Raw genomic sequence first — 16,329 nt, forward strand, 5'->3', positions numbered from 1 at the left:
AAGGTTATGGCGTTTTGGGATGGTGCATGGGATGCAATTAGTGGCGCTGGTAAATGGCTGGGGGAAACAGCTGGAAGTGCAATGGATTGGATGGACAACCATAAAGCAGCAAGTAATATTATCGGTAATGTTATTGCTGGTGCTGGTGGTTACTTTGCGCAAAAACAAGCTGGTAAAGATTTGATCAATCAGCAACGTGAGTTATTAAATCTGCAAGATCAGATGAAATCAAAATATTCAGCCGTACCAGATGCGGATTGGTCGTATAAAAGTTTGACAGTGGATGATTCTCCTGGATTGGCAAATGGCGGTATTTTGACTGAAATGAAGAAACGTTCTGAAACTAAAGGGGCTAACAATGGCAGAGTTGCATGATAGTTTTGGTGAGTCAATGGAAAAAGCTGGCTATGAGCGAGCTAGTGATTCTGATTCATCCTTTTCCGGTGGAGGTGGTTGGCGAGAAGATAACAGTAGTGATAGTTATCGTAGTACGTCAGATAGATGGAATGACCACAAATCTAGATACGGAAAAGACAAAGTCTATACTGATGCATTTAATGAGCGAAGAAATAACTCTAGTTGGAGCGGTGGTCATAGCGCAATTAGCCGAACAATTAGTGAAAAATATCATTCACTTTCTAATGGGCAAATGAGCGCCGCCGTTCCTGAAAAAGATCAGAAAACACTCACTGGCGGTTTGTTTGGAAAAAGTTACTCCAATGCGCCTTATTCTGAACGCACTCCTTCTATATTTGATAGAAACATACGTGGTTCAATGACATTAAATAACGGCGATGTATGGTCAAGCGATCCCCAATATTCATCCGTTCGAGAACGGGCGGACATCAATAGTTACGACCGTATTAAACGGGGCGAAGAATTGAACTTAATTGGTCGTGCTGTAGGAGGCGTTTTTAGTGGGGTGGGCGGGGCAGCAACAACGCCAGTTGGCAAAATTGCTGAAAGTGCGGCAAATTTTGGGCTTTCCCACGTTGGGGATTTATCTCGACAATTCAAAAGCAACCAAGAGCAAGCGTATTATGATAGCCTCACTCCAGAGGGGAAAGCGTATTACGATACAAGAGTAGATTTCATCAATAAGTCCTATAAGAATGCTCGGGAAAAATATGAAACGAACGATAAATGGATTGATAGAGGTATTACAGCTGCACAAGTCGGTTTATCTGCTTTAGGGCCTCCTGGTGCAATGCTAGGGTCTGGGATTGGTTTATTAGGTAAAGCGATCAACAAAAAAGACACGATGACAAAATCATTACGTGATTTAACAGAGACGCTTAACTCTAACGCATTAAATAACCACATCGCACAACAAAATGAATTAGCTGAAAAAGAACGTCAAGCCTATAAGGAATTTATGGCTGGGCGTGATTTACGCAGTGACAATACACAACCAAAAGGCATACTGAACACTATGCATAATCGTATGCAAAATATAGATCCTGATAAACAGGTCAAAACGAGTGACGTTCCTAACCTAAGAAATTATTGGGCAAATATCATCGTATCATAGGAGAAATTCATGGGCATTTTAGATTCAATGACACAACAATCACAACCGCAGACAACAGAACAAAGTGCGGTCGAAAATCCACAGGGTTCACAACAACAGGGAAGTATGGCGCAGATGTATCAAATGTTGATGCAAAATTCCATTAATGCTATCGCAAATGTTGCGCAACAACGTATTCAAGAAAAAGGTCCCGAAGAAGGTATTGCCGATTTAGTCGCAAAAGCAATGATTTCAAATCTTCAGGCCGCGCAACAAAATGGAAAAACTATTCCGCCGCAAGTGATGATGCAAGTCGCTAAAGATTTAGCTATGCAATTATTACAGCAAGTTGGTGTGCCAGAAGAGCAAATTGATGATGTATTGATTGATATTTTAATGAATGCGCTTGAGCAATTTGGCGAAGCAACGCACGGTGCGTTACCTCAGGAAGAAGAACAGCAATACGTTGATATGATCAACAAAGTATCTGAAATGGAAAGCCAACGTCGTGCGCAAGTGCAAAACGGTCAATCAAAACCAATGCAACAAGGGGCATAATTTATGGGATGGGGTGGAATTTTAGGTGCGATGACACAAGGATTGGGAACTGGTATTGTCAAAAATGTTGAGCAAGGGTGGAAAGATGAAGAAACTCAAAAGTTGTTAGATTGGAAAACGGCAGAAGCCGACAAACAACGTGCTTTTGATAGTGAATTGCTTGATAAAAAATACAAGCACGAGTTTGAGCTTGAAGATCATAGAACCCGTAATGAAATTTCAGCGGCGGCTGCAAAAGCTCGAATTTCAGCACGTTATTCTCATGGTGGTGAATCAGAAGCGCAAAAAAATCTTCTTGGCGCAACTCAAACGCTTGGTATTTATGATAGCCAATTACATTCCTTGCAAGAAAAATTGTCCGCAACAGAAGATAAAGAGCAACAAAATGCGATTGCAGCAAGAATCAATGCTGTTTCTGCTGAACGCGAGAATTATCTTAAACGCCCTGATACAATCGCTGCATTTAAGGGGGCTGGCCAGATGGGACAAGCGCTTTATATGACTGGTGGTGGTAATATGGATTTGTACAATCCGAAACCAGTGGAGCGCGAAACGGTAGCTGAGGATGTTAAATCTTCTGTCGCTCCTCCTGTGCGCAATATGATTGATGTAAATAATCTCACTCCACAACAGGCGGCAGATATTGCAAGACAGAAAAGTGAAGATGCCGCTCGTTTGCAGTTTTCCAAAGCGTCAGCGGATGCTAAAGACTGGGCGCAAAAACGTACACAGTATCAATCATCAACTTTCATTCCGCGAACATTCTAAAAAGTGCGGTCAGATTTTCGCATTTCAATAAAAGCAAAAGGCGAGGTTTTAGCCCCGCCTTCTTTTGCTTGTTTAACAGTAAAGTTAATGTTTACTTGAATTAATTCTAACGCATCTAATCGTCCGTTACAGTTACAAAAGCGAAGTCTTTTTCCACAATTGCTTTTGCTCGCTCAAACTCTTCTATTCCCTGTTCATCAGAACAATTTTCAACAAAGTCTATAAAATCCTGATTATCAATTTTCACAATGTTGTTTGATTCGTCATATACAACTTCGCTTGAAAAATAAAGTTACCCCTGTTCTTTCCATTGTTTAGCTAATTCTTCTGATTGAAATACTTTTCTTGGATTCCCATCAAGGGAACAAAAATATAGGGTTTTCATAGATTCTCCTATGATTTTGCCTCACGCATTATTCTTACCAAGAAATTTAATACTTAGGGAATAGAACAGCCCGCGGCTCATTCACGGATCATTTTAAGTTATTATTTAGTTATATCGCCGTTAGTGAATTTCCTCTAAGGTATTGTTTTTATTGGTGTTGTTATGGCGATGTTATTTAAAATTTGGTGGAGCTGGGGGGAGTTGAACCCCCGTCCGAAATTACTCTACCTTCAGTACTACACGTTTAGTCTCGTCTTTAATTTCACTTAAGCATGCGGACAGACACGCTAAACTTAAGCTAGTTTGATTCAATTTAGTGCTTCGATCCTCAAACGGTGGCTTCCACACGATCTCGTTTTGGTTTGACTCCGCGTTATCCCCGTCTTACGAGCGGAAGCTGGAGCGCGAAGGCTAAATGCAGGTTATTAAGCTGCTAAAGCGTATTGTTCGTCGTTTGCGACTATTTTTTTGCGGTTTATTTACGAGGCCTACCGCACCTCGACGTGCACCTTGGGCTTCGCTAATCCCGTCGAATCCAGAATCAGCCCCAAAATTGCGTGTTAGTCTAGCAAAAAAAGAAAGCTAGGGAAAGTCGAGATTGATTGAATTTTTGTATGAAAGCTAGAATAACCTTAAATATTGTCTATTTATTATTGGCTTATTACCTTATTAACAATTCATCTCTAAATTGATTGGAGACGATCATTGATTTTTTATGGACGGGAGGCTTGATAATGGCGTTAATTAATTGGCATTATTTCACGCTTTATTTTTGATGATAGGAGCTATAGATTTGTAAATTATGGCAAAATTAAAGATATTTACGAATTCCTAAAAATATAACACAGCATATATGCTATAATTAGCTCCTAAACTTTTTGGAAAATGTTATCTTATTCTAGTATTTATCATCAATGATTTTATAAAATTTCTTGCATATTAAATTTTTATCACTATAATGTAGCACATATTTCGGACGCGGGGTGGAGCAGCTTGGTAGCTCGTCGGGCTCATAACCCGAAGGTCGTTGGTTCAAATCCAGCCCCCGCAACCAATAATAAGTTCAGTAAAAGAACCCCAGTTTTGGGGTTTTTTTCTATAAGAAATTTAGTAACTGGGCTTAGGTTCTTATGAACCTAACCCTTTTTTTATGCCTGAGATTTAATAAACTATCTTCTTACTATTACTAAAATAGAGGAGATAAGTATTGTTTAGAATAAGGTTTCATAAGGTTATGATATAGTGCGATGAATTGCACCTTATATAGGAGTAGAAATTGGCTACATTAGAACAAAATTTACAAGAAATGCTACAAGATGCAGTAGAAGATTTAGGCTGTGAATTGTGGGGGATTGAGTGTCAGCGCACGGGGCGTTTTATGACTGTGCGTTTATTTATAGATAAAGATAGTGGTGTGACGGTTGATGATTGTGCTGATGTAAGTCGTCAAGTGAGCGCAATTTTAGACGTGGAAGATCCAATTGCGGATAAATACAATCTAGAAGTGTCGTCACCAGGTTTAGATCGTCCGCTATTTACCTTGCCGCAATTTGAACGCTATATTGGGCAAGATATCGCTGTGCATTTGCGAATTCCAGTGATGGAACGCCGTAAATGGCAAGGTCAGTTAGAACGTATTGAAAAGGATATGATTACTTTAATCGTTGATGATCAAGAACAAATTTTAGTCTTCGGAAACATTCAAAAAGCGAATGTTGTTGCAAAATTTTAAAAGGAGAAAAAGAGAAATGAGTAAAGAAATTTTACTGGCGGCGGAAGCTGTATCCAATGAAAAATTATTACCACGTGAGAAAATTTTTGAAGCATTAGAGAGTGCGATTGCGATCTCTACTAAGAAGAAGTTTGAATATGAAACGGATATTCGCGTTTCAATTAATCCCAAAACAGGAGAATTTGATACTTTTCGCCGTTGGTTAGTCGTAGATGAAGTAAAAGTACCAACGAAGGAAATTACTTTGGAAGCGGCGCAATTTGATGATCCAAATTTGCAACTTGGAGAGTATGTGGAAGATCAAATTGAATCTATTGCATTTGACCGTATTGCAATGCAAACGGCACGTCAAGTTATTAGCACTAAAATTCGTGAAGCTGAACGTGCAAAAGTGGTTGAACAATTTCGTGAAGAAGAAGGAAAAATTGTAACAGGCACCGTAAAAAAAGTAAGTCGAGACAGTATTATTTTAGACCTTGGCAATAAAGCGGAAGCGATGATTGCACGTGAAGATATGTTACCACGTGAAAACTTCCGTCCGGGAGATCGTGTTCGTGGGGTGCTTTATAAAGTAAATCCTGAAGGCAAAACTGCACAATTATTTGTGACACGTTCTAAACCAGAAATGTTGATCGAATTATTCCGTATTGAAGTGCCTGAAATTGGCGAAGAAATGATTGAAATTCGTGGTGCAGCTCGTGATGCGGGTTCTCGTGCTAAAATCGCGGTAAAATCAAATGATAAACGTATCGATCCTGTTGGTGCTTGTGTAGGAATGCGTGGTGCGCGTGTTCAGGCAATTACGAATGAACTTGGCGGTGAGCGTGTAGATATCGTGCTTTGGGATGATAATCCAGCACAATTTGTGATCAATGCAATGGCACCTGCGGATGTTTCTTCTATTATCGTTGATGAAGATAATCATTCTATGGATATTGCTGTTGAAGCTGATAATCTTGCTCAAGCCATTGGTCGTAATGGTCAAAACGTGCGTTTAGCAACACAATTAACGGGTTGGACACTAAACGTAATGACGACTGATGAGTTAAATGCTAAGCATCAAGCAGAAGATAATAAAGTGTTAAATTTATTTATTAACGCATTAGAACTTGATGAAGAATTTGCACAAATCCTTGTAGAAGAAGGATTCACAAGTTTAGAAGAAATTGCTTATGTGCCAATGAATGAATTGACAGCAATTGATGGTTTGGAAGATGAAGATCTTGTTGAAGAGCTTCAAACTCGTGCTAAAAATGCGATTACAGCCGCAGCAGTAGCTGAAGAAGAAGCACTGAAAAAAGCGAATGTTGAAGATCGTTTATTGAATTTAGAGGGAATGAATCGTCACGTTGCAATCAAACTAGCAGAAAAACAAATTACCACCCTTGAAGAACTCGCAGAACAAGGCGTTGATGATTTAACTGATATTGAAGAATTAACCGCAGAACAGGCCGCAGATTTAATTATGGCTGCACGTAATATTTGTTGGTTTGGCGAAGAATAAGGAGAGCAGTAATGACTGAAGATGTTAAGGCTGATGCGCCAAAAAAATTAAGCATTCAACGCAGAACAAAAACAACAGTGAGCAGCACCACAACTGGCGGTAAAAGCAAAGAAGTACAAGTAGAAGTACGTAAAAAACGCACAGTAAAAACTGATATTGCTCAACAAGAAGAAGCAAAATTAAAAGCACAGCAAGAAGCGGAAGCGAAAAAAATTGCTGAACAAAAAGCAGCAGAAGAAAAAGCTCGTTTAGAAGCTGAAAAAGCGGCAACTAAGAAAGAAGCTGATGAAAAATCAAAAGCTGAAAAAGCGAAAGCAGAAACCGCTAAGCCAGCAAAAAGTGCGGTAGATTCTAAAGCTAAATTTGTTGATCCTGAAAAAGAGAAACGTAAAGCAGAAGAAGCTGAACTTCGTCGTAAAGCTGAAGAAGTGGCTCGTCAAAAAGCAGAAGAACAAGCTCGTCGTGCAGCAGAAGAAGCTAAACGTTATGCTGAAGCAGATGATTCAGACAATGAATCTTCTTCAGAAGACTATTCTGATTACAATTTAAGTTCAAGATATGCACTTGAAGCAGAAGATGAAGAAGATCGTCGTAATGAAAATCGTGGTCGAGGTAAAAATAAAGTAGCAAAAGCAAAAAAAGGCGGTCGTGACGATGAAAATAGCAAAAACTCGAAAAACGAGCGCGAATCTAATCGTAAAAATCAAAAAGATGCTAAGTTTGGTAAAGGTAAAAATGGAAAAAAAGGCACCGCACTTCAACAAGCCTTTACTAAACCAGTTCAAGTAGTAAAAGCAGATGTTGTGATTGGCGAAACCATTACCGTTGCAGAACTTGCGAACAAAATGTCGGTGAAAGCGACAGAAATCATTAAAGTGATGATGAAAATGGGTGAAATGGTCACCATCAACCAAGTTATCGATCAAGAAACCGCTCAATTAGTAGCGGAAGAACTTGGTCATAAAGTAATTCTTCGCAATGAAAATGAGCTTGAAGAAGCGGTATTAGGTGATCGCGATGTAAACGCGGAAAAAGTAACGCGTGCGCCAGTTGTAACTATTATGGGACACGTTGATCACGGTAAAACTTCTTTACTTGACTATATTCGTAAAGCGAAAGTTGCTGCAGGCGAAGCGGGTGGTATTACTCAACATATCGGTGCGTATCACGTAGAAATGGATGATGGCAAAATGATCACCTTCTTGGATACTCCAGGACACGCAGCGTTTACTTCTATGCGTGCACGTGGCGCAAAAGCAACAGATATCGTTGTTCTTGTTGTTGCGGCCGATGATGGTGTGATGCCTCAAACTATCGAAGCGATTCAACACGCAAAAGCAGCGGGTGCACCTTTAGTGGTTGCAGTAAATAAAATTGATAAACCAGAAGCAAATCCAGATCGTGTTGAGCAAGAATTATTACAACATGATGTCATTTCTGAGAAATTCGGTGGTGATGTGCAATTCGTTCCAGTATCGGCGAAGAAAGGTACTGGGGTTGATGATTTATTAGATGCAATCTTACTTCAATCTGAAGTGCTTGAATTGACTGCTGTAAAAGACGGCATGGCAAGTGGTGTAGTCATTGAATCTTACTTGGATAAAGGTCGTGGCCCTGTGGCAACTATCTTGGTTCAATCAGGTACACTACGTAAAGGTGACATCGTACTTTGTGGTTTTGAATATGGCCGTGCGCGTGCAATGCGTGATGAAAACGGGAAAGAAGTGGATGAAGCAGGTCCTTCAATTCCAGTTGAATTATTAGGTCTTTCAGGTGTGCCTGCAGCGGGTGATGAAGCAACCGTTGTACGTGATGAGAAAAAAGCACGTGAAGTGGCATTATATCGTCAAGGTAAATTCCGTGAAGTGAAATTAGCTCGTCAGCAAAAAGCTAAACTTGAAAATATGTTTAGCAATATGTCTGAAGGCGATGTGGCTGAATTGAACGTTATTGTGAAAGCGGATGTACAAGGCTCTGTAGAGGCGATTGTTCAAGCGTTAAATGAACTTTCTACCAATGAAGTAAAAGTTAAAGTTGTTGGTTCAGGTGTAGGTGGTATTACTGAAACTGATGCAACTTTAGCTACCGCATCTAATGCCATCATTGTTGGCTTTAATGTTCGAGCGGATGCAACAGCTCGTCGTGTCATTGAAGCTGAAAACATTGATTTACGTTACTACTCAATCATCTATGAATTGTTGAATGAAATTAAAGCAGCAATGAGCGGTATGTTAGAGCCTGAATTTAAACAAGAAATTATTGGTTTAGCTGAAGTTCGTGATGTATTCCGTCATCCGAAATTTGGTGCAATCGCAGGCTGTATGGTAACTGAGGGTGTAGTGAAACGTAACAACCCAATCCGTGTATTACGTGACAACGTCGTTATCTTTGAAGGGGAATTAGAATCTCTTCGCCGTTTCAAAGATGATGTATCTGAAGTTCGTAACGGTATGGAATGTGGTATCGGCGTGAAAAACTACAACGATGTAAAAGTTGGCGACCAAATCGAGGTGTTTGAAGTGGTTGAGGTTAAGCGTTCAATCTAACCTTTAACAAAATAAAGGGCGGTTAAAAATCATAGTGTTTTTAATCGCCCTTTTGTTATTAAATAAACCGCATCAAAATTATAAACCAGTTAAATCCTCAGCAATTTCTTCAGCTTGTTTAATCACATAAGTTACCGCTTCTTCCTGTTTATCAGGCGGGTATTTATATTTTTGTAAGGCACGTCGAACGAGTAATCTAATTCTTGCCCGCACCGCTTCTTTGTACTGCCAGTCGATTGTGACCGATTTTCTAAGTGTTTCCGTGATTTCTTTCGCCAGTTTAGAAAGCACTTCATCACCCATCAAATCTTTTGCACTTTGATTTTGAGATAGAGCTTCATAGAAGGCTAGTTCTTCCTTGGTTAATCCTAGTTTTTTCCCTAATGCTAAACGTTCTTGGAAATCTTGGCTCATTTTAAAGAGTTCGTCCAAAATCTCTACCACAGTCAAATTGTGATTGTGGTATTGATTCAATGCTTCCTTCAAACGCCGTTCAAAATCTTTTTGCAAGGTTAAGTTTGTGCCTGATTTAACTTTAATTTCACTTGCCAAATAACGCTCCATCGCGCTAACCCATAAATTTTTAGTTGGGCTATTTTTTACAGTTTGTAAAAATTCCTCGGAAAGCAAACTGATTTGTGGTTGTGGTTTTTCTAGCAGATCGAATAAATCAATCACGCCTTCAGAATACACAGTTTGATTGACCAATTTTTTCAATAAAATCTGTCTTTCATTTGTGCCTGTGCCTTTTTGTTCACGTTTAGTTAAAATTGCCCGTACGGCATCATAAAAGGCGATTTCTTGGTTATACGGCTCAACTTCAGCCAATGTGCCGCACAGCATATAGCCTTTTTTTACCAAGCCTGCCGTTTTCAAAAAGGCTTTTTTGCGTGGCTCGGTTTCTTTTTTATTAAACCAATGCTGCTCGTGCGCTTTGCCATCAAACGATAATTGATCAAGGCTTAAAATATGGTTGGCGGCAAAACGAATCGCCATCAAAAGATCATTCGGATTATCTTTTTCTAAGGCAGCCTGAACATCAAAGGTTTTCCCCTCAACTGGCGTTGCAAACAGGCTGCGGATAACTTCTAAATGCTCTTTCATTTTAAAGAATACATCAATCACGCTATCAGCCAGTTTGCCCTTGCCTTGTGAGTTTGTATATTGCCGAGTGGCTTTTTCGAGCTCGTCAGCAATGCCTACATAATCCACAATCAAGCCGCCATTTTCTCGGCTTTTATTGCGGAATACACGGTTTACTCGTGCGATGGCTTGCATTAGGTTATGCCCTTTCATTGGCTTATCAAGATACATAGTGTTACAGCACGGTGCATCAAAGCCTGTCAGCCACATATCACGCACAATCACCACTTTCAGCGGATCGTTCGGGTCTTTAAAACGACGTTCTAACGTTTGCTTTTCCTGTTTACTGTAAACGTGTTTCTGCATTTCAGACGCATCGGAAGCAGAACCTGTCATCACAATTTTAATCGCCCCTTCGTTAATATTGTCCGAATGCCATTCAGGGTGCAGAGCGATGATCTGATTATACAAATCCACGCAAATCTGACGGCTGGAAACCACCATCATCGCTTTGCTGTCCACCACTTCATTGCGTTTTGCAAAATGTTGCACAAAATCGATCGCTAAATCATGCAATCGAGCTTCTGAGCCGAGCAATTTTTCTCGCAAGCGTAATTTCGGGTTTTCTTCGCCTTCCAGCAGTTCATCAATTTCTGCAAATAATTCATCGTGATTAGCATTCTCCGCTAGCTTGATTTGGCGTGCTTCATACACAATCGGCACGGTTGCGCCATCTTCCACCGCATCTTGCAAGTCATAAATGGACACATAACGACCGAACACATCTTGCGTGTCCTTATCTTCAAGGCTAATTGGCGTACCTGTAAAACCAATAAACGAGGCATTAGGTAAAGCATCACGCAAATGGCGAGCATAACCTGTCTGAAACTTGCCGTTATGCAGCTTTTGCGTAAAGCCATATTGGCTGCGGTGAGCCTCATCGCTGATCACAATAATATTGTTGCGCTCATTTAAAATAGGGAAGCGGCTTTCTTCCTCATTTAGGGCGAATTTCTGAATCGTAGTAAAAAACACGCCGCCGACTTCATTTTGTGCGAGCAGTTGGCGCAGTTGATCACGGTCTTCTACTTGCTGCGGTGTTTGTTTGATTAAATCTTTGCCTGAAGAAAAAGTTTGGAAAAGCTGACCATCTAAATCGTTGCGGTCGGTAACCACTACAATGGTAGGATTTTTCAATTCAGGCTGTGCAAGCAGTTTGCCTGCATAAAACAGCATCGAAATCGACTTACCCGAACCCTGCGTGTGCCACATCACACCGATGCGTTTATCGCCTTGCTCGCTTGTGGCAAAAATCGTGGATTCTACTGCTTCATTTACGCCGTAATATTGATGGTATGCCGCGATTTTTTTAATGGTTTTGCCAACGGAATCCCGTTCAAACAAGACGAAATAGCGGATATAGTCCAATAAATCCTCAGGCTGCATTAAGCCATTGAGCAGGCTTTGCAACTCATCGTCAAAATATAACCGCACGCTTTTATTTTTTTCATCGACCACTTTCCACGGCGTAAAGCGTTGAAAATCTGCCGAAAGCGAACCCAAACGGGCGGCAATGCCGTCTGAAATAATCAGGGCTTGGTTGTAAACAAACAGCTCGGCAATTTCATCTTTATAGGTTTCAAACTGATTAAACGCCTGCAATAAATCCGCCGATTCACGCAGCGGATTTTTGAGCTCAAATACCACCAAAGGCAGCCCATTTACAAAGCCGATAATATCGGGAATCCGTTTACCTCCTTTACGGCTGCGGATTTCCAGCTGATTGACGGCGACAAAGCGGTTGTTTTCCCCATGCTCAAAATCCACCAAACGCGCCATCTCGATTTTCTGCTCACCATCATCTTGATATTCTACCCGTACACCATCACGCAACAATTTATAAAACGTCTGATTACGCACAACCAAGTCGCCAATATCGCTTTTTGTCGCGGATTTCACCACAGAATCAACCGCACTTTCAGGCAGCTGCGGATTAAGTTTACGCACCGCCTCACGCAGTTGCTCAATAAAAACTACACCGCTCAAATTGCCACGGGAAAATTCGCCCTCATGAACAGGCAAATCTTTACCATAGCGATATTCCCAACCGAGGGATTGCAGGCGTTGAAGGGTGAGTTGTTCGATGTCGTTTTCGTTGAGCATTTTATTGTTCTCCATCATTTAATAATTCCAGCAAGGCTTCAATGCTTTCATCATGATCGCCATCATACCAAATTGGAAAAATATTGGATTTTGCTAATTCTTCTTTTTTGTTAATTCTGTTCACGTCCTTTTTAGGATCTGAAAATAAAAAAGCATAATGTCTAGGTAGATTTTCACTGCCTTTTTCTTGAACAATCTCGGCTAGCGCCTTAATTAAGCGATCAATAGTTAAACTACAACCGATAAATAATAGAGAACTTGAAAATAAGCTTTCTACACAATTTTTCAATTTACTAGTTTGGTCATTGTAGTGTTTATCGTAGTCATTTTTTGTTAGTATTCGATTTTGTGGTTTATCAAAAGTACCATGTATCTTTAATAAGAAATTTTGTTTATCAAGAAGTTTATTATAAAGGTCTTCTAGGTATAATCCATTTAGTTCATCAGAAAATGGGTAATCGCATTTTTGATAAACAGTACTAAGTATATTGTCATAATTTGTTGTAATAATAGGAGTATTATTAAAAAATTTTGGTAAAAGGCAAATTACACCATTTATTTCATTAAATAGATATTTTCTACCAAATATATTATCTAACTGCTCTTGTAAGTGTGAAGGACTACAGTCATCTAGATACTGAGCAGCTTCTTCAAATTCACCTTGCGATAAGAGATCTTCAAAATAGAAACGATCAGTTCTAGTTTCTTGTTGAACACTACGAAGAAATTCGCTCCAAGAAGTTAAACCTGTAGACATGGACATCCCAGCTCCAATAAAGGGGATAATCTTTTTCTCTTTGAAGAGTTCTTTTAATCGAATAAATCGATTTCGATTATCTGAAGTAATATCCAATATTCTATTGGCTTCATTTAAGTTTCTTTGTTTTCTTTCTGTTTTCCAAAATTCAAAAACGTCTTTATATGCTTCAGGATCAAGAGTATATAAAATTTCATGTCGGAAAAAACTGTTTCCGCTGATAATAATTTCGCCTTCAGAGTTTAGTTCCTCAATGAAAAGTCGTTCTAAATAATCGGTAGTTCTATCCATTGAGTTCACCATTTAACAATCTAGGTAATAATAAATCTCTTGTGTTTTGAAGATTGAAATTTTCCAGCCTGTTAAAAATAATTTTTTCTAAAATATTTTCTAATGTTTTATTTGCTAATAATTCGTCATTTGGCACTATGCATTTTGCAGCAGATAAATGCTCACGTTTAATATGCCCCATTGTCACTGCTTTGTCATAAGCAATACGCTGAAATTCGGTTAAATGATGTTTGGTATAAAAATAATAGAACCATTTAGGATATTCTTTGGATGAGACTTTGAATAAATGTTGGTTTAAAGCAGCTTTACCTCCACACCAAATATCTACTAATAAACTACCAGACCAAGAAAAAATGACATCACCATTATCAATAATGCATTCAGGCTTAATATTTGCTTTTGCTTTTTCATCGCCATCTGCATAACCTTGTCTCAATTGGGCAATTTTTACAACAGGTAAAAATGGTTCGTCATCTTCAGGGCGGAATTTTTGCAATGCTAAACCATTCTGATAATTTGCAATTTCATCTAAGGCTTTAACCTCCCACCCCTTCGGCACTTCAACCCCATCAACCTCCACCATCTCACACGGAAACGCTTTGGCGGTTTCGGCTAGTTCGGCGTAGCGTTCAGGCTGTGTTTGTGAAAGTGCGGTCAGTTCTTCGGGTGTTTTTCCGCTGATTGCCTGGATGGCGGCAAGTTCTGCTTGTTCAAGGCTCAGGCCGTCTGAAAGGGCTTGAACTTTGGCACGCACTGGGTCGAAATCGACAAACCAGCTTTTAAACAGGGCTTGGGCGATTTGTTCCAAGGTTTGGTTGATTTGGGTGTTGAGTTGGATTTTTTGGTCAAGACTTCCTAAGATGTTGGCAATTTCTTTTTCTTTCTCAATTCCCAAATCTGAAATTAAAATGCTTGATAAATGGTTTCGATTTAATGTAGGAACACCTGTTCCTACATTAAAACTTGTGAAATCAATACTTTTTAATAAGTAATAAATAAATCTGGGATAATGTCCTTTGAAATCTTTTACATATAATGTTGTATTTAAAGGGAAAAAATCTTTTTCAATATATTGTCCACCACCAATACTTCCGCTTCTTCCAATTACAACTCCAGGTGCTTTAACTTTAATTTCATTGTGATAACCAGCAATCCCTGTTGAAGCAACAACGGGAACACTTCCTGAAATTCTTTTGTTACTTGGTAAATCAAATCCACGCTGTAAAGTTATAAATTCATTTAATGGAATTTTACTCATACCCCAATCCCCCTAAATTCTTCTTAATTTCTGCTTCCAATTCCGCACTTTTCGCAAATTGCTCCTTCAAAAGAGCGGTCAGATTTTGCATTTTTTCTGCAAATGGCACGCCGTCATCTTCTTGTTCTGCGGTGCCGACATAGCGCCCTGGTGTGAGGACGAAGTCGTTGTCTTTAATCTCTTCTAACGTAGCGGATTTACAGAAAGCGGCTTGGTCTTCATAGCCGTCTGATTTTTGCCAAGTGTGGAGGGTGTCGGCAATTTTGGCGATGTCGTCAGCGGTGAAATCACGCAATACGCGGTCTTTCATATAGCCGATTTGGCGGGCATCGATAAACAACACTTCGCCTTTGCGTTTTTTGTTGCGGTTTAAAAACCAAATACAGGCAGGGATTTGGGTGTTGGTGAAGAGCTGACCGGGCAGGGCAACCATACATTCCACCAAGTCGGCATTGATGATGGCTTTGCGGATTTCGCCTTCGTTGTTGGTTTGGCTGCTCATGGAGCCGTTGGCAAGCAATAATGCCATTTTGCCGTTGGGTGAGAGGTGGTAAATCATGTGTTGCAGCCAAGCGAAGTTGGCGTTGCCTTTGGGTGGTGTGCCGTATGCCCAACGTGGATCATCGGCAAGGGATTCGCTCCACCAATCGCTGATATTGAATGGCGGGTTTGCCATAATGAAATCCATCTTTTTGTCGATGTGTTGCGGCTGGGTGAAACTGTCGGCGTTGTGTTTGCCGAAGTCGTAATCAATGCCGCGAATCGCCATATTCATGGCGGCGAGCTTCCATGTGGTGGGGTTGAATTCTTGCCCGTAGATGGACACGTTGTTGATGTTGCCTTGATGGGCGGTAATAAAGCGTTCGGTTTGCACGAAAAAGCCGCCACTGCCCATAGCTGGGTCATACACGCGGCCGGAGTATGGCTCGAGCATTTCGACAATCAGGGAAACGATGGATTTCGGCGTGAAATATTGCCCGCCGCGTTTGCCTTCGGCTTGGGCAAAGCGACCGAGGAAGTATTCGTAAACATGGCCGAGTATGTCTTTTGCACCTAAATGTACGGGCTCGCCGTTGTAAGTCGGGCGGGTAAAGTTAGTATCGGAGAAGAGGATAATCAGCCCGCGCAGGGTGTCTTCGTTTACGGCATAGCCGCTGATGCGTTGGAGGACGCCTTTGAGTTTTTCGTTGTCTTTTTCAATGGCATCAAAGGCATCATCAATCAGTTTTGCCACGCCTGAGAATTTACCACCCCAAGGTAATTCTGCACCAGTGTTGAGAATAGAGACTTCTTGTAAGGCTTGCCAACGTGCAGAAGCGGGCACCCAAAATACGTTATCCGCGGTGTAATAATCACGGTTTTCTAGTTCTGCGGTTAAAGCTTCTTGATATTCTTCTTCAGTATCAAAAAAAGTGCGGTCAAGATAGAGGGGATTTTCAGCATCAGAAAGTTCTGCCTGAATTTTTTCCTGTTGATGAGTGAAATTATCAGAAATGTATTTTAAGAAGATGAGACCAAGAACGATATGTTTATAGTTGGCGGCATCAAGTTGTTGGCGGAGTTTATCCGCAGATGACCAAAGTTTTTCGTCTAAATCGTTTAAAAATGCTTGTTGTAATGTGTGATTTTCATCGACAATCTTGGTGTCTCGTCTCGCTTGCATAAATTATGCCCTCTGTAAAGTGATTTTTATCGGAAGTTTGAATATTCAAACAAATTATCAGGTGTCATTCTATCGAAAAACAGTATCGGGTTGAAAGGGATTTTTGCGTGC

General features: G+C 40.3%; 10 protein-coding genes, 1 tRNA gene, 1 other RNA gene and 1 pseudogene. 8 read left to right on the forward strand and 5 right to left on the reverse strand.

All coding sequences use genetic code 11. The annotated features are described in order from the left end of the window. Positions 1-6: 6 nt before the first annotated feature. Genes AT683_RS06670 through AT683_RS06685 form a run of 4 tightly spaced genes read left to right on the forward strand, consistent with a single transcriptional unit; the run spans position 7 to position 2,836 of the window. Complete coding sequence (locus tag AT683_RS06670) at positions 7-375, forward strand: hypothetical protein (protein WP_005642880.1); 369 nt, start codon at positions 7-9, stop codon at positions 373-375. Beyond that, complete coding sequence (locus tag AT683_RS06675; protein ID WP_227990537.1) at positions 359-1,531, forward strand: hypothetical protein; 1,173 nt, start codon at positions 359-361, stop codon at positions 1,529-1,531. Before AT683_RS06670 ends, AT683_RS06675 begins: the two co-directional genes overlap by 17 nt. 9 nt (positions 1,532-1,540) lie before the next feature. Next, a complete protein-coding gene (locus tag AT683_RS06680) occupies positions 1,541-2,068 on the forward strand; it encodes a hypothetical protein (protein ID WP_011272665.1) in 528 nt (175 codons plus the stop codon). A 3-nt stretch (positions 2,069-2,071) separates the two neighbouring features. Continuing rightward, complete coding sequence (locus AT683_RS06685) at positions 2,072-2,836, forward strand: hypothetical protein (RefSeq protein ID WP_011272664.1); 765 nt, start codon at positions 2,072-2,074, stop codon at positions 2,834-2,836. A gap of 568 nt (positions 2,837-3,404) precedes the next feature. On the opposite strand, the gene ssrA is transcribed toward AT683_RS06685, so the two are convergent. Beyond that, positions 3,405-3,770, reverse strand: a transfer-messenger RNA (tmRNA) gene (gene ssrA / locus AT683_RS09450). 428 nt (positions 3,771-4,198) lie between these two features. On the opposite strand from ssrA, the gene AT683_RS06690 reads away from it, so the two are divergent. The 4 genes from AT683_RS06690 to infB all read left to right on the forward strand — a co-directional run bounded on the left by AT683_RS06690 (position 4,199) and on the right by infB (position 9,003). Then, positions 4,199-4,275: transfer RNA gene (locus AT683_RS06690), tRNA-Met, on the forward strand. A 222-nt stretch (positions 4,276-4,497) separates the two neighbouring features. Further along, positions 4,498-4,953, forward strand: a complete 456-nt coding sequence (rimP, locus tag AT683_RS06695) for a ribosome maturation factor RimP (protein WP_038441101.1) — start codon at positions 4,498-4,500, stop codon at positions 4,951-4,953. A 16-nt stretch (positions 4,954-4,969) separates the two neighbouring features. After that, positions 4,970-6,457 carry a transcription termination factor NusA gene (gene nusA, locus AT683_RS06700; protein WP_005631625.1) on the forward strand — a complete coding sequence of 496 codons (1,488 nt, stop codon included), beginning with the start codon at positions 4,970-4,972 and terminating at the stop codon, positions 6,455-6,457. An 11-nt stretch (positions 6,458-6,468) separates the two neighbouring features. Beyond that, positions 6,469-9,003: a translation initiation factor IF-2 gene (gene infB, locus AT683_RS06705; RefSeq protein ID WP_011272663.1), complete on the forward strand. Its 2,535-nt coding sequence runs from the start codon at positions 6,469-6,471 to the stop codon at positions 9,001-9,003. 78 nt (positions 9,004-9,081) lie between these two features. On the opposite strand, the gene AT683_RS06710 is transcribed toward infB, so the two are convergent. The 4 genes and pseudogenes from AT683_RS06710 to AT683_RS06725 form a co-directional block, all read right to left on the reverse strand. Next, entirely contained in the window at positions 9,082-12,249 is a 3,168-nt protein-coding gene (locus tag AT683_RS06710) for a type I restriction endonuclease subunit R (protein WP_011272662.1), read from the reverse strand. Position 12,250: 1 nt separating this feature from the next. Next, the gene (locus tag AT683_RS06715; protein ID WP_058222216.1) at positions 12,251-13,297 is read right to left on the reverse strand and encodes an SIR2 family protein; all 1,047 of its coding nucleotides are present in this window, start codon (positions 13,295-13,297) and stop codon (positions 12,251-12,253) included. Then, the gene (locus AT683_RS06720) at positions 13,290-14,555 is read right to left on the reverse strand and encodes a restriction endonuclease subunit S (RefSeq protein ID WP_011272660.1); all 1,266 of its coding nucleotides are present in this window, start codon (positions 14,553-14,555) and stop codon (positions 13,290-13,292) included. Before AT683_RS06720 ends, AT683_RS06715 begins: the two co-directional genes overlap by 8 nt. Then, a pseudogene (locus AT683_RS06725) lies at positions 14,548-16,267 on the reverse strand (class I SAM-dependent DNA methyltransferase). The gene AT683_RS06720 and the pseudogene AT683_RS06725 overlap by 8 nt, the downstream one beginning before the upstream one ends. Positions 16,268-16,329 lie beyond the last annotated feature (62 nt).

The organism is Haemophilus influenzae (genome assembly GCF_001457655.1).
In the GTDB taxonomy this organism is placed as follows: Bacteria; Pseudomonadota; Gammaproteobacteria; order Enterobacterales; family Pasteurellaceae; genus Haemophilus; species Haemophilus influenzae.

Excerpts from the sequence above, each read along its gene's own strand:
- AT683_RS06710 (WP_011272662.1), bottom strand. The coding sequence starts at position 12,249 with ATGCTCAACGAAAACGACATCGAACAACTCACCCTTCAACGCCTGCAA.
- nusA (WP_005631625.1), top strand. The coding sequence starts at position 4,970 with ATGAGTAAAGAAATTTTACTGGCGGCGGAAGCTGTATCCAATGAAAAA.
- AT683_RS06680 (WP_011272665.1), top strand. The coding sequence starts at position 1,541 with ATGGGCATTTTAGATTCAATGACACAACAATCACAACCGCAGACAACA.
- AT683_RS06720 (WP_011272660.1), bottom strand. The coding sequence starts at position 14,555 with ATGAGTAAAATTCCATTAAATGAATTTATAACTTTACAGCGTGGATTT.
- infB (WP_011272663.1), top strand. The coding sequence starts at position 6,469 with ATGACTGAAGATGTTAAGGCTGATGCGCCAAAAAAATTAAGCATTCAA.
- AT683_RS06670 (WP_005642880.1), top strand. The coding sequence starts at position 7 with ATGGCGTTTTGGGATGGTGCATGGGATGCAATTAGTGGCGCTGGTAAA.
- AT683_RS06715 (WP_058222216.1), bottom strand. The coding sequence starts at position 13,297 with ATGGATAGAACTACCGATTATTTAGAACGACTTTTCATTGAGGAACTA.
- AT683_RS06685 (WP_011272664.1), top strand. The coding sequence starts at position 2,072 with ATGGGATGGGGTGGAATTTTAGGTGCGATGACACAAGGATTGGGAACT.
- AT683_RS06675 (WP_227990537.1), top strand. The coding sequence starts at position 359 with ATGGCAGAGTTGCATGATAGTTTTGGTGAGTCAATGGAAAAAGCTGGC.